This is a genomic window from Acinetobacter sp. YH12106 (genome assembly GCF_013418995.1).
Taxonomy (GTDB): domain Bacteria; phylum Pseudomonadota; class Gammaproteobacteria; order Pseudomonadales; family Moraxellaceae; genus Acinetobacter; species Acinetobacter pseudolwoffii.
In genome coordinates, this window is the sequence record NZ_VPAV01000005.1 from 74370 (window position 1) to 88179 (window position 13810).

Consider the following 13810-nt stretch of genomic DNA (forward strand, 5'->3'; position numbering starts at 1 on the left):
ACTTGTCAAGTACAAGCCCGATTAACTACATCTTCTCAACAATATTCACAATAAAAATCGACTTAAAAGATTGATTTCAAGGTGTCATTAAAGCCAGACCAAGCCCGCTTGACGCGCTGAGTTAACGATAATCGCTCTACATCATCCTGTTCTACAATCGTGTCTTGAGTATCACTCTGACTAAACATCAGCAAACCCGCGACCGTACTATATTGCGAACGGCGTAGCGCCGCCTGATGCTGTTCATCGGCATACACCTGCGTTGGTGGATTACCCAAATGAGCTGACACACCCAAGGTACGGCGTACAAAACTCACCATACCTTCAATATGACTGGCATCACCGGTCAGGACCACACCATGATACAAGCCCTGGATCGCGCCATTTTTCACCAGTTCATCACGCACCAATCCAAGAATCTCGTCATAACGCGCCATGATAATTTCGGTCAGCTCAATCCGGCTGATGGTTTGTGGCCCATCAATCCCCTGGAACTGAATCATATGGTCAGGCTTAACCACTTTCAGGTCTACGCAGCCATACAGCAGTTTCAGGCGTTCAGCTTCTTCGGTCGTGGTCTGTAACACCGCCGCAATATCACGGGTCACATGCTCGCCACCACGCTGGAAGGTATGGGTTAAGGCCAGACGACCATCCACATATACCGCCACATTGGTGGTGCCGGCACCGATATCGACCAGACAGACGCCATATTCTTTTTCATCTTTGAGCAGACTGGCCTCAGCAGTTGCCAGACTTGAGACCACCATTTTTTCCACACCAATATTGGCGCCCTTGAGGGCACGGTCAATATTTTGCATGGTGCTAATCGGCAGCATCATCAGATGATAATGACCAGTCATGCTATGTGCAGACATGCGAATCGGATTCAGCACCCACTCTGATGAGTCATCCAGCTCGAAGCCCAGAGGCACAGCACTGACCAGATAATGGTCTGAAGTCAAATGACTGGCTTTGGCCAACTCCAGTGCACGAACCACTTCGCTGGTGGTAATCGCATGTTCGCTATTGTCGATCGAGGTTCGACCTGAAGCATAAAAGCTTTTTAATTCGGCACTTGGAATAGAAACCCAAGCAGAATGCACCCGACACTCCGCCATATCTTCTGCTTCTTGGACGGCATTTTTAATTGCGGTAATAACTTTATCGAGACTGACAATTTTCCCTTTACTCATGCCTCGGTTACGAGCGGTAGCCATACCAATCACTTGGATATTGTCTGGCGCGTGTACCTTGCCAATCAAAACTGAAACTTTGTGTGTCCCAATGTCAATCGCCACAACCGAGGGAACAGCTTCACTCATTATTCACTACTACCATTACATGTTTGTTAGATTTATGGCTTGAATGCCTCTATTTTTTAAAGCCGATCATTATGGCTTTACTGTTACATTATTCTCAACGCCCGTGTCATCAATGGTTACAATAAAATGCCCATTTACAATTTTAGGCGGAATTGAATTTTTCCACTGTATCGACAATCCATTGCGATAACGCAGGTCGATGGCCGAAATTTTAGACCAGACCGGCTTTAAGTCGCTTTGAGACAGATGGCTCAAGCGCTGTAATTTGCTCATGGTCTGATCTTTATCAACAATTATTCTTAAACCCGAATCAAACTGCATAAACCAGGTCATTCGCTCGGTGAGATAGAGTTCTTTTAGACGAATGCCGTGTGGCAAAAATAACTGATTAATTTCATTATAACGACGCATCATGGTTTCTGCATGGCTCGCTGGCCCATGTAGTAACGGTAATGCCTCATAATTCTTGGGTGTGACTTCAGTGAAAATGACACCACTGTCACTCAATAAACGTCCTGTACCCCAACGTGCAATCGCATGATGCGGCATGATCCGTACCCGAATGCCATTTGGCCAGGCTCGGGAAACCACCACCCGATCCACCCAGGACAGCTCCAGGGTACGATCGCGGATCGCTTCCAGATCCGAAGTAAAATAGTTTTCGGTCACAACCGGTGACACATATTGCATGACCTGACGCTGTTCAGCAGCCGAGCGCGTACCTAACACGCCCAGCTCTGCCACTTCGGTATTGGTCATGACTTTATATAAGCCCAATATTCCAAAGGCCAGCACCAGCACTGCAATACACAACAATAACCAGCCACCAAAATTGGACAGCTTTTCTTTGCGTGTCGGCGGCTTGTCGTGAATTGAGGTAATCGCAGCACGTTTACGGCGCATGGAAACAGGAAGTTGAGCCATATTTAGTGTGCCGACCCGATCAAGGTCTGTTCCAGAATCGCAACACACAGGTCATCAAAACTATAACCGACTGCAGCTGCCGCTTTTGGCACCAAAGAATGACTGGTCATGCCCGGTACGGTATTCACTTCCAGCAGCCAGAAGTTGCCCTGTTCATCCTGCATGGCATCAATCCGGCCCCAACCGCTGGCGCCGACTGCCTGGAACGCGCGTAAACTCAAGGCTTTTAACTGCTGCTCTTCAGCTTCGGTCAAACCACATGGAATGCCATATTGCACATCATTACGGTTATATTTGGCTTCATAATCATAGAAAGCAACATCTTGAGGTGGTTCAAGACGAATCACAGGCAGCGCCTGACCATTTAAAACCACAATGGTGAATTCACGGCCGGTAATCCATTGTTCTGCCATCACCACGGCATCATGTTCAGTTGCCTTGGCAATTGCTTCTGCAAAGTCTTCAATTTTTTCGACCTTGCTCATGCCGATACTGGAACCTTCATGTACCGGTTTGATGATCAAAGGCAGGCCTAAAGAATTGACGATATCAGCCGCATCGGAATCTTTGGTAACAATACGGTAAGGCGCTGTCGGCAATTCCGAACCCTGCCAGACCTGCTTGGTCTTGACCTTGTCCATGCCGATGGCAGAGCCTTGTACCCCCGTACCAGTATAGGGCACATTTAGCCATTCCAGTACACCCTGAATCTGACCATCTTCACCACCACGACCATGCAATACAATGAAAGCACGGTCATAATTTACCAGTTCTGTGACACTACGTTGCTGCGGGTCAAAAGCTTCCGCATTGACCCCTGAACGCACTAATGCCTCAAGTACCGCCGTACCACTGTCTAGAGAAACCTCACGCTCTGCAGATTTACCACCAAGCAACACGGCAACTTTTCCGAATTTTGAAGCATTTGACACGTTTATATCCTTAAACTTTTTTCAATCTGGTCAATTCAATTCAGTCATGCAAGATGACTATTTTATGTATAAGTGATTTTGCGCAAGTTCGACTGAGATTGCTCCAACATTACCTGCGCCCTGGGTTAATAACAAGTCATTTGCTTGCAATACTTTTCTCATGATCTGATTCAGATTACCGTCCACCGCATCGACCAGAATTGGCTCAACTTCGCCACGTAAGCGAATGCTGCGGGCTAAAGTACGGCTGTCCGCCCCGACAATCGGTTTTTCACCGGCAGGATAAACATCCAATAACAATAACTGGTCTACAGTAGAAAGTACTTCCACAAAATCATCAAAACAGTCACGGGTACGGCTATAACGGTGTGGCTGGAACATCATCACCAGACGACGATCCGGATGACTCTGACGCGCGGCTTTAATGGTGGCTTCGACTTCTTTTGGATGATGGCCATAATCATCCACCAGTTTTACATTACCACCCTCAATTTCAAATTCGCCCTGAACTTCGAAGCGACGGCCTACCCCACTGAAACCTTCCAGTGCACGGCAAATAGAAGCATCAGACACACCTTCATCGGTCGCGACACCAATCGCAGCCAAGGCATTCAGGACATTATGTAAGCCTGGCTGATTCACGGTCACACGTAATGGCTCACGCTCTTTACGCAATACGGTAAAGTGCGTTTGCATGCCGTCCTGATCGACATCTATCGCGCGAATGTCATTGTCTTCATTAAAACCATAGGTCAGCACCGGACGTGCAATTCGTGGCATGATTTCACGAATATTGGCATCATCACCACAGACCACGGCCAGGCCATAAAATGGCAGTTTTTGCAGGAACTGGATAAAGGTATCTTTCAGCACATCGAAGCTACCGCCATAAGTGTCCATATGGTCGGCATCGATATTGGTCACTACAGCAGCCATAGGTTCCAAGTGCAGGAAAGAGGCATCTGACTCATCGGCTTCGGCCACGATATAACGGCTGGCGCCCAAGGCTGCGTTCATACCGGTACGGTTCAGCAAACCACCGATCACATAGGTTGGATCCATGTTTTCTTCAGCCAGCATACAGGTGATCAGACTGGTGGTTGTGGTTTTGCCATGCGTGCCGGCAACCGCAATACCATGACGGTAACGCATCAGCTCACCCAGCATTTCTGCACGGCGAACCACAGGAATACGACTTTCAATCGCGGTTTTAATTTCCGGGTTTTCCTTGTCAATCGCAGTAGACACCACGATCACATTGGCCCCTTTAATATTATTTGCAGTGTGCCCGATATAAACCTTGATCCCATTTTCTTCCAGCTGCGCCGTGGTATTGGATGCCTTGATATCTGAACCGGAAACTTTATAGCCCTGATTTTTCAATACTTCGGCAATACCACACATGCCTGCACCGCCAATGCCCACAAAATGAATGTGTTTGATACGGCGCATTTCCGGCACTTTAATTAATTTTTTCGCTTGTTCAGCTGGGGTTACTGGAGACATAGTTTACTCGAATGATAATTCTTGAATTAAACGGACCACATGTTGAGTCGCATCGGGTTGAGCCTGTCGACGTGCTTTTACCGCCATTTCCATTAATAGCTGGCGATTCAGCATCGGCTCTAATAAGGTTTTTAAACTTTCCGGGGTCATGCTGACCTGTGGGCAAATCTTTGCCGCATTGATATTGGCCAGGAAACCGGCATTGGCCGTCTGGTGATCATCCACCGCACTTGGAAGCGGCACAAAAATCGCAGCTACGCCGGCAGTGGCAATTTCGGTCACCGTCAAAGCTCCGGCACGGCAAATCACCAGATCGGCATCAGAATAGGCTTTGGCCATATCTTCAATAAAGGGCTGTACTTCAACTTGCAAACTGGCTGGTGCATTTTCATAACGTGCCCGTGTCGACTCGGCATGGTTTTGCCCACACTGATGATAGACGCTTAATGGCACATTGAGTTGCTTTAAAGCTTCCGGAACCCGTTCATTTAAGGCTTGCGCCCCCAAAGATCCGCCAACAATCAGAATACGTAAGGGCAGTCCTGCCTTGTCACGCTCCTGATAACGCCAGGACGGATTTAAAATTTCACTAATTTCTTGTCGTACCGGATTACCTGTAGTCACGACTTTTTCTTGGGCCGGAAAGGTATTTGGAAAAGCCTGACACACCGTCTTTGCCACACGCGACAATTGGGTATTGGTAAAACCGGCGACTGCATTCTGTTCATGAATCAGCACCGGAATGCCTAGAATACGCGCAGCCAGACCACCCGGCCCTGCCACATAACCACCAAAGCCGGCTACGGCATCGACTTTTAGCTGCTTCATGTATTTCATGGCACTAAAAGTCGCTTTCATAATTTTAAAAGGGGCCAAGGCCTTACGTACAAAACCATTACCACGCACACCCTGAATATCAATTTGATAAACAGGAATATTCTGATTTTTTAATAAACGATTTTCCATGCCTGCAGGCGTAGCCAGCCAAGACACTTCAATCCCTTGTTGTTGTAAATCTTTTGCCACGGCTAACGCTGGAAACACATGTCCACCCGTACCTGCGGCCATCATCATGACATGTTTAGGCTGTTTTTGCTGAGCGTCGGTCACGGTCTAATTCTTCAATTTAAAAAATGGAACAGGAAATCTGATTTAAGTGGTCAATTGTAATCACAATTGTAGGGCCTTGAAAGTTTATTTACTTTATTTCAACAAGGCATTAATTGTTTTTTTCATACGATTTTAAAGTTTAAACTAGTTTTGTTATCAGGCAGGCATTTTTCCTTAGACTTAAGTGACATATAAACACAATTTTAACCCTCTTTCATTTAGTCTTTCCCTCACTGTATTTGTTAGATCTATTTGTTTTCCAGGATTTTCTCAACAATTTCTATTCATTCGCCAGTTTAATTGCTCTATTAACTTATGCCTAAATCATATAAATCTTAATAAAATTTTATGTTATCCATATCGCTATATACATTTTTTAGCTGTATTAGCACATTGATTGAATGGATTAAATCATTATAAATGTCAAAAATATCAATTCGTGACCTATGGATTATTTTGGCCGGCTATTTGGCGGCTATTCATGTCGGGAAACTTTCTGCGGTTATTCCCATTTTACAACAGGATTTAGGTCTCAGCTTTACGCAAGCCGGTTTTTCCCTGTCTCTGGTTCAAGGCGCGGGGATGCTGTTTGCCTTGTGTATTGGTGCATTGTCAGAAAAAGTCGGTTTAAAACGCTGCCTGATCTTGGCGTTGATCATTTTAGGCCTCAGCAGTATGGCAGGCCTCTGGATTCAGCATGTCGCGGCGTTGTATTTCTTCCGTTTTACTGAAGGGATCGGATTTTTAACTATCTCCTTATGTGCCCCTGCCATTCTCAAACGTATCAGCCGAGCTGAAACACTCAATTTTAAAATGGGACTCTGGAGTTCCTATATGGGGGTTGGTGTCAGTCTTGCTGTCTTTACCATTCCCATGTTGCTTGAATACCTGAGCTGGCAAAGCATTTGGGCCATTTTAGGGAGTCTCTGTCTGCTCATTGCAGTGATGATTAAACGGTATTTATATCTTGAAGCGGTCACACCGGTACAGCCGAATCACCCGCAAGCCGGCACAGAAAATACCTCCTTCTGGCAAATTATTAAAGTGACCCTGACTCACCCACCGATTTTGTGTTTGGCCATTATTTTTGCCTGTTATACCAGTCAGTGGATAACCGTGACTGGATTCTTGCCTACCCTGTATGTCGAACATGGGATTGACTTAAAAGTCGCAGGGGCTCTGGTCTCGATGGTGGTGCTTGCCAATTTAGGCGGTACCTTTGGCGCAGGTATGTTGCTGCAAGGTGGCTGGAAACCCAAAACCCTGTTAAGCACAGGATTTATCGCCATGCTGTGCAGCAGCTTGCTGGCTTTTGCGGCAAGCTCTTGGCTGTTATTTGAATTACAGCTTGTGAGTGCCGTACTGTTTTCACTCATTGGCGGAATGATTCCGACCACAATTTTTGCGATTACCCTGCGCTATGCACCGCATGCCAATGCCGCAGCCGCCAGTGTCGGTCTGGTTTTACAGGTTTCAGCCTGTGGGCAATTCTTTGTACCTCCTCTGAGTGCGGCACTGATATCCACGACACAACAATGGGCCCATATCGCGACAGTCACAGCCTGTCTTTCTATCTCAGGGATATTGATGACGCTGCTTTTATTTAAGCGATATGCTTAATAAAAAAAAGCCTCAGATGAGGCTCTTTTTCTGTCTGGTTTAAACCTGCTGCGAACGGCCTGCCTCTAATACAGCAAACAGATCATCGGCAATTGAGGTTCCAAACTGGTCATCAATTTCACGAATACAGGTTGGGCTGGTTACATTAATTTCAGTGACATAATTACCAATCACATCCAGTCCTACAAAAACCAGACCTTTTTCTCTAAGATAAGGGCCTACTTTTGCCGCAATGGCGCGGTCATTTTCAGTCAGTGGACGTGCTTCTCCCAGACCGCCTGCCGCCAGATTGCCGCGCACTTCACCATTTTGTGGAATACGGGCCAAGCAATATGGTACTGGCTCGCCATTAATCATCAGGATACGTTTATCGCCTTCGACAATTTCAGGAATATAACGCTGTGCCATAATCGGCTGGGTACCGTTATTGGTCAGCATTTCAATGGTTGAACCAATATTGATGCCATCCTGATACAGGCGGAAAATTCCAGTACCCCCCATGCCATCCAGCGGTTTCACAATCACATCGACCTGTTCTTTGAGAAACTCACGAATCAGGCTTTGCTGCGAAGTCACCAGTGTCGGAACTTGCAGATGCGGGAACTGGGTCGCAACCAGTTTTTCATTACAGTCACGCAGGCTTTGTGGCTTGTTAATAATCCATGCACCTTCGCGTTCTGCCTGCTCCAGAATATAAGTGGTGTAGACAAAATTCATATCAAAAGGTGGATCTTTACGCATTAACACCACATCATAAGCAGCGATGGATTCTTTCTTTTTTTCACCGAGTTCATAATAGTGATCATAGTCTTCAAACACCTGTAGCGGCGCTATCAAACCAAAAGCTTTGCCCTGCTCAATATATAAATCTTGTTGTAATGCATAACCAAGCTCATGCCCACGGCGTGCTGCTGCCCAAAGCATGGCCATGGTCGAGTCTTTCTTCAGGTTTACATTTTCGATGGGATCCATCACAACAAGTACGCGCATGTGTCTCTGCTCTTTTTCAAAAAATGACTTAGCAAGGAGTATAGCTTGTGTGGATTCTTTTGTTTATGGTGATTTTGCATGACTTGTTCTGTATAGATTTTTAGATAAGTACTGAGGCAGATTGAGCTCAAAAGGAGGTTTGCCATGCAACAGGCAATTATCGGTTTTCATTTGGATGAAGAACAGCATTGGGTTGCAGAGCTGGCCTGCGGACATGGCCAGCATGTACGGCATACCCCGCCGTGGCAAAATCGGCCCTGGGTGATGACCGAGCAAGGTCGCAAAGAAAAGCTTGGCATGCTGCTGGACTGTAAAAAATGTGAAAAGTGCGAAACTGAAACCTGAACCTATAAAAGTGTGATGTAGCTGACTAAAAATAATCTCGCACAGGATTTGCTAATTGCAGTCACTGCGTTTATGCTTTTATTGCTCAAACATGCAGCGTATTTTTTCAGGGTGGACTTTGCTCACACGGCTCGTCAAACAGATCTGGTTGGTGATGCTTATGGTTTTTGCCATAGGCTGGAGCAGTGTGTCTGTTGCTTCTGCAACAACCATGCATTTGGTCATGTCGTCTGAACAGATGAGCAGCCATTGTCTGGACATGGTAAAAGCCTCCACCTCTCATGCTATGCATGAATCTGCGCATAACTCAGATCAAGACCTGACACAGGCTGACTGTTTTCCGGATATGCCACAGCACTCACAAGACTGTCTGGATTGCAGTACGATGGCCTGTCAAAGCCAGATGAGCGGCTTGCAAATTTCGGCCCCTGAACTGACAGTATTCGACCATCATTCTCTAGAAAGAACCCTCCTCCCAACTTATCATGCCAAACACCTTGCCGGTTATTGGCAGGAAATCCTGCGCCCACCCAAAACTTAATCCTGAATATTCAATTTTTTATTAATTAAGGATTAAGTGATGTTAATTAAAATTCCCCAATGCCTATGTCTGGGCATTTGCCTGATGTCATCGTCTGCAGTTTTTGCAGCTGTTAAAGAATATCATCTGGTTATTGATGAAAGTCCGCTCAATCTCACCGGAAAGACGGTCAAACGGATTACCGTAAACGGAAAATTCCCTGCCCCCTTGCTGGAATTCGAAGAAGGTGATGATGCGGTGATTCATGTGCAAAATAACCTGAAGAATCAAGATACCTCGCTGCACTGGCATGGCCTGCTCCTGCCCGGCCTAATGGATGGTGTCCCTGGATTTAATGGTTTTCAGGGTATCAAACCGAAGCAGTCTTTTACTTATCGTTTCAAGGTTCGTCAAAACGGTACCTATTGGTATCATGCGCATTCCAAAGGCCAGGAACAGGACGGCTTATATGGTGCCTTGGTGATTTATCCTAAAGCACAAACACCGATGCCTGAGCATGAAAAAACCGAGCGGGATTATGTGGTGATGCTGTCGGATTTTCATGAACAGGACAGCCAGCAGATTCAGAATAATTTAAAAAAATCGGCTGAATATTATCAGAATCAGCGTGAAACCGTGGGCGATGTACTCCAGCAGGTAAAACGTAACGGTCTCAAGGCCACCTGGTCAGATCGCAAAATGTGGAACCAGATGCGCATGTTGAAAACCGACCTGTCTGATGTCAGCGGTTATACCTTTTTAATCAATGGCAAAACCCCGAAACAGAACTGGAGCGGCCAATTTAAACCGAATGAAAAGGTTCGTCTGCGATTCATTAATGCCTCGGCCATGTCGTTTTTCGATGTACGTATTCCCCAGCTTAAAATGACCGTGGTTAGCGCCGATGGACAAGCTGTACAGCCGGTCGCTGTAGATGAATTCCGTATCGGAACTGCTGAAACGTATGATGTGATTGTGGAACCAACTGCACCTCATTACCAGATTGAAGCCGAATCGATCGACCGTTCAGGCTTTGCCATTGGCAGCTTGCACAATGAGGCTGATCCAGCGACACATCCGATTCAATTACCGACGCCACGTCCACGTGCCTTATTGACCATGGAAGATATGGGACATGGCGAACCGCATGACATGTCTCATACCGCACACAGCAGTCAGACCACGCAATCTGCAACAGATACGCCTAAACATGATGAGCATGCCCAGCACGACATGCACGCAGGTCACAGTGCTATACCCAAGACAAATCCGTCTCATCCACCGGTTGAGGGTTGGGTCAATATGTCTACGCCTGCAGGGCATAAAGCATTGCAATATCAAGACCTCAAAGCCCTGACGCCACAAACCGATACCCGAGCCGCAGAACGTGAACTGGTGATTCGTCTGGGTGGAACCATGGAACGTTATATCTGGACCATCAATGGTAAAAAATTCAGTGATGCCGAACCATTGCAGGTGCAATATGGCGAACGGATCCGTTTGAAATTTATCAATGACAGCATGATGGCGCATCCGATGCATTTACATGGCATGTTTATGCAGTTGGAAAATGGTCAATCTGCTGCACAGATGCCAAATAAACACACCGTGATTGTGCCACCTGGAAAAACGCTCACAACCTTATTAACGGCAGATGAACTGGGAGAATGGGCGATTCACTGCCATCTGCTCTATCACATGAGTGCCGGCATGATGAATAAGCTGATTGTGGCACATGTGAATGACGATCAAGCTTCTCATGCTTCGCCGCAACAAATGCCGTCAAAGCCAGCAGTGGATCAAGGAGAAAGCCATGCACATCACTAAGCTCTTTTTAAAATCGGTATTAAGCAGTGCACTGCTCGTGGCGAGTTTCGGTATATTGGCAGCGGATCATCAGGATCATCAGGATCATCAGGATCATCAGGATCATCAGGATCATCAGGATCATCATCCTAGCAAAACCGCAGTACATCACAGCGCTCCTATTGCAGTGCCGGATCTACGCTCACATACCCAACAAGCTCGATCTTTATCTGATCAAGAATCTGTAGGGCACGAAAAACCTGTTGGCGCTACTGCGGAGCATGACCATCGGAAAGAACATGGTGCACAGATTTATAGCCAAGTCATTCTGGACCAGAAATGGCAAATCAATTCAGCTGGAAATGGCGCTTTTAAATCAGAGAATGAAGCCAGAATTGGTACTGATGAAAACAAGGTTTTTCTCAAGCTGCAGGCAGATAAATCTGAATCGAGTCAGGCTGACTATGCGGCCGAAATCCTGTATAGCCGTAATATTTCCGATTTCTGGGATGTACAAACCGGTTTGCGCTACCGTCAGGAAAATATAAGCCAGCATACAGCTTCCCTACAAAATGAACGTTTCGATGCAGTGCTTGGACTGCATGGCCTGGCCCCTTATTTTTTTGAAACCAATGCCTATCTCTATGTCGGTGAAGATGATTTTGTCGGATTCAAACTGGAAACAGAACGTGACCTGTTGCTGACTCAGAAACTGATTATGCAGCCCTTTATTGAACTGGATATCATTTTCAATGATCAAGCTGCGAGTGCGAAAAAATCTGGTCTGAGTCATGCGACATTAGGATTGGAAACCCGTTATGAGATCAGTAAAAAAGTCATGCCTTATCTGCAGGTTGGCTATGAATATAGCAAAGGAAACAAACAGGCTGTCTGGCAGCAGGCATCCGGCTCTGACCGGGTCTGGATCTATGCTTTAGGACTTAAAATGATGTTTTAAGGACGGATTATCATTTTTAAGATAAAAGGTAAGACCACGACGAAGTATGAAAAACCCATTCATACTTCGTCGGCTGTTATTAAATTGACTCAAGAGAAGGAGGCTGTGTATTGTCCAGAGAAAGCATTGCTACTGCCTGCTCTCTGTTTCTATTCCTCACTCTGTTTATCATTACTTTTGGCAATCAAGGTGCCTAACATAATCATAAAGGTGATTACCCCACCAATCACCAGACTCATCAGCCCAATTTCAAGCATAAAGTCAAGATTCCCGACTTCCCGGTGACCCCAAAGGAAATGCAGACTCTTTCCAAAGATAAAGTTGATGGCATAGATAATCAAAAAACTCATTATGGTCGAAATCAGTAAAGTGACGATCAGGTTTTTCCAGATTTTACAGCCGACTAGCAGGATAATAATCGTTAGGCCTACAACTGCAATAATGGAGATTAATAAAACACAATTCCAGTAATCCATGAGACTCACTCTTATTCTGGTTTTAAATTAAAATTAAGAAATTCTTATAGTTAATTTTTCCATGTGTTTTTAATATAGGGGCCTTTGAATAGCTGAACAATGACCAGAACTATCTTAAACAAGCCAGCTACAAATTTACCCAATGTTATAAAATACATTCACTTAGAAAAATCTTGCCGCGTACTGGTTCAGTTTTATTAACATAAAGTAACGTAAGTAAAATGTATGTTTGTTGTTTTGCTTGAGTAAATCTTTATACAGTCAGTCATACTAAAAAAATTGACCAGCACATATTTAAAAAAGAAAGATCCACCCATATTTATAAGAAAAATAAATAATAAATATAAAAAACTTGAATATTTGCTGATTTAGGTTATACTGTACTCAACTAGAAAAAAGTGTTGTTTAGTTAAACTTCTTTAAGTACCGCAGTGTTATTTTATAATCCTCAGTTTTTTCAGATCTTTATTTCAATTCTTGTTGTTTTTCAAAGTTATCCATAGTCATTTCAATGGCTAAAATTATTAAAAATTTGATAGGTTATATTATGTCTACTACAGTTACCGGTACAGTAAAATGGTTTAACGAAACTAAAGGTTTTGGTTTTATTCAACAAGAATCAGGTCCTGACGTTTTTGCTCATTTTAAAGAAATTAGCAGTTCTGGCTTCAAAACATTGTTTGAAGGCCAACGCGTTTCTTTCAGCGTAGTTGAAGGTCAAAAAGGCCCGAACGCGATCAATATCGTTGCGCTATAATTTAGCCCAGCAATAAAAAAAGCACCTTAAGGTGCTTTTTTTGGCTCTAAAGATTAACAATCTTCAAAAGCGATCGGTTGGTGATGCTCTCTAAACCTATTCCAGTCATTTAAACCAATAACTCACCTTATTTATTCTCCCCGCGCCTAAGCCTGTTACATCTGAGCCTGCATGAATCGCTAAAAATGAAAAACCCCCAGCATCCTGCCGGGGGATTTTCGTGTTGGTTCGCTGGGTATGACTCCTGTCTTACCTTACTTTCCTTGTATTTATCTCTTGTTATTCTTTTATGGAACATCCTGTTCCTGATGAATTCATTATAGGCAATGCAGCAAAGCTGCGTATAGACGCAAACGGCTTGAACTCATGTAAGCAAATGCGTACAGAATCACTGAATATTATTGTCAATTTCCAGTATTTTAAACTGTATTCATCTACATCAAGACTGAAAGTCTTTAATATTAAAAATCTTTGAATTACAGCACTTTGACTTAGTTTTTTAAGTATTCACCCTGTATTTGCATGCTTAATTTCTACATCA

Annotated in this window: 13 protein-coding genes; 6 read left to right on the forward strand and 7 right to left on the reverse strand. The window is 44.8% G+C overall.

From position 1 onward, the window contains the following. Positions 1-62: 62 nt before the first annotated feature. From ftsA to murG, 5 genes are all read right to left on the reverse strand, one after another. Positions 63-1325: a cell division protein FtsA gene (ftsA, locus tag FTU45_RS06380; RefSeq protein WP_005173256.1), complete on the reverse strand. Its 1263-nt coding sequence runs from the start codon at positions 1323-1325 to the stop codon at positions 63-65. Positions 1326-1394: 69 nt separating this feature from the next. Further along, positions 1395-2249 (reverse strand): cell division protein FtsQ/DivIB, encoded by an 855-nt coding sequence (locus FTU45_RS06385; protein WP_074383860.1) that lies wholly within the window; start codon positions 2247-2249, stop codon positions 1395-1397. Positions 2250-2251: 2 nt separating this feature from the next. Continuing rightward, positions 2252-3181, reverse strand: a complete 930-nt coding sequence (locus FTU45_RS06390; protein ID WP_074383859.1) for a D-alanine--D-alanine ligase — start codon at positions 3179-3181, stop codon at positions 2252-2254. A 57-nt stretch (positions 3182-3238) separates the two neighbouring features. Continuing rightward, the gene (gene murC, locus FTU45_RS06395) at positions 3239-4687 is read right to left on the reverse strand and encodes a UDP-N-acetylmuramate--L-alanine ligase (RefSeq protein WP_100354938.1); all 1449 of its coding nucleotides are present in this window, start codon (positions 4685-4687) and stop codon (positions 3239-3241) included. 3 nt (positions 4688-4690) lie between these two features. Next, on the reverse strand, positions 4691-5797 hold the full coding sequence (gene murG, locus FTU45_RS06400) for an undecaprenyldiphospho-muramoylpentapeptide beta-N-acetylglucosaminyltransferase (RefSeq protein WP_180076149.1): 1107 nt from the start codon (positions 5795-5797) through the stop codon (positions 4691-4693). Positions 5798-6217: 420 nt separating this feature from the next. Between murG and FTU45_RS06405 the strand changes: the two genes are divergently transcribed. Next, on the forward strand, positions 6218-7417 hold the full coding sequence (locus FTU45_RS06405) for a CynX/NimT family MFS transporter (protein WP_180076150.1): 1200 nt from the start codon (positions 6218-6220) through the stop codon (positions 7415-7417). Between the two features lie 39 nt (positions 7418-7456). Here the strand turns inward: FTU45_RS06405 and gshB are convergent, their stop codons facing one another. Continuing rightward, positions 7457-8407: a glutathione synthase gene (gshB, locus tag FTU45_RS06410; protein ID WP_180040778.1), complete on the reverse strand. Its 951-nt coding sequence runs from the start codon at positions 8405-8407 to the stop codon at positions 7457-7459. A 144-nt stretch (positions 8408-8551) separates the two neighbouring features. On the opposite strand from gshB, the gene FTU45_RS06415 reads away from it, so the two are divergent. The 4 genes from FTU45_RS06415 (at position 8552) to FTU45_RS06430 (ending at position 12036) form a co-directional block, all read left to right on the forward strand. Continuing rightward, the gene (locus FTU45_RS06415) at positions 8552-8752 is read left to right on the forward strand and encodes a DUF3565 domain-containing protein (protein ID WP_004281307.1); all 201 of its coding nucleotides are present in this window, start codon (positions 8552-8554) and stop codon (positions 8750-8752) included. Between the two features lie 160 nt (positions 8753-8912). Beyond that, positions 8913-9293 carry a hypothetical protein gene (locus FTU45_RS06420; RefSeq protein ID WP_227523614.1) on the forward strand — a complete coding sequence of 127 codons (381 nt, stop codon included), beginning with the start codon at positions 8913-8915 and terminating at the stop codon, positions 9291-9293. Between the two features lie 39 nt (positions 9294-9332). Next, entirely contained in the window at positions 9333-11099 is a 1767-nt protein-coding gene (locus tag FTU45_RS06425; RefSeq protein WP_180076151.1) for a copper resistance system multicopper oxidase, read from the forward strand. Continuing rightward, positions 11086-12036 carry a copper resistance protein B gene (locus tag FTU45_RS06430; RefSeq protein WP_180076152.1) on the forward strand — a complete coding sequence of 317 codons (951 nt, stop codon included), beginning with the start codon at positions 11086-11088 and terminating at the stop codon, positions 12034-12036. The genes FTU45_RS06425 and FTU45_RS06430 overlap by 14 nt, the downstream gene beginning before the upstream one ends. A 149-nt stretch (positions 12037-12185) precedes the next feature. Here FTU45_RS06430 and FTU45_RS06435 read toward each other — a convergent pair whose 3' ends face one another. After that, positions 12186-12512 (reverse strand): hypothetical protein, encoded by a 327-nt coding sequence (locus tag FTU45_RS06435; RefSeq protein ID WP_005095001.1) that lies wholly within the window; start codon positions 12510-12512, stop codon positions 12186-12188. A 547-nt stretch (positions 12513-13059) separates the two neighbouring features. Here FTU45_RS06435 and FTU45_RS06440 point away from each other — a divergent pair. Further along, the gene (locus FTU45_RS06440; protein WP_005094999.1) at positions 13060-13269 is read left to right on the forward strand and encodes a cold-shock protein; all 210 of its coding nucleotides are present in this window, start codon (positions 13060-13062) and stop codon (positions 13267-13269) included. The last annotated feature ends 541 nt before the right edge of the window (positions 13270-13810 follow it).

Excerpts from the sequence above, each read along its gene's own strand:
- ftsA (WP_005173256.1), bottom strand. The coding sequence starts at position 1,325 with ATGAGTGAAGCTGTTCCCTCGGTTGTGGCGATTGACATTGGGACACAC.
- FTU45_RS06385 (WP_074383860.1), bottom strand. The coding sequence starts at position 2,249 with ATGGCTCAACTTCCTGTTTCCATGCGCCGTAAACGTGCTGCGATTACC.
- murC (WP_100354938.1), bottom strand. The coding sequence starts at position 4,687 with ATGTCTCCAGTAACCCCAGCTGAACAAGCGAAAAAATTAATTAAAGTG.
- FTU45_RS06405 (WP_180076150.1), top strand. The coding sequence starts at position 6,218 with ATGTCAAAAATATCAATTCGTGACCTATGGATTATTTTGGCCGGCTAT.
- gshB (WP_180040778.1), bottom strand. The coding sequence starts at position 8,407 with ATGCGCGTACTTGTTGTGATGGATCCCATCGAAAATGTAAACCTGAAG.
- FTU45_RS06415 (WP_004281307.1), top strand. The coding sequence starts at position 8,552 with ATGCAACAGGCAATTATCGGTTTTCATTTGGATGAAGAACAGCATTGG.
- FTU45_RS06420 (WP_227523614.1), top strand. The coding sequence starts at position 8,913 with ATGGTTTTTGCCATAGGCTGGAGCAGTGTGTCTGTTGCTTCTGCAACA.
- FTU45_RS06425 (WP_180076151.1), top strand. The coding sequence starts at position 9,333 with ATGTTAATTAAAATTCCCCAATGCCTATGTCTGGGCATTTGCCTGATG.
- FTU45_RS06430 (WP_180076152.1), top strand. The coding sequence starts at position 11,086 with ATGCACATCACTAAGCTCTTTTTAAAATCGGTATTAAGCAGTGCACTG.
- FTU45_RS06435 (WP_005095001.1), bottom strand. The coding sequence starts at position 12,512 with ATGGATTACTGGAATTGTGTTTTATTAATCTCCATTATTGCAGTTGTA.
- FTU45_RS06440 (WP_005094999.1), top strand. The coding sequence starts at position 13,060 with ATGTCTACTACAGTTACCGGTACAGTAAAATGGTTTAACGAAACTAAA.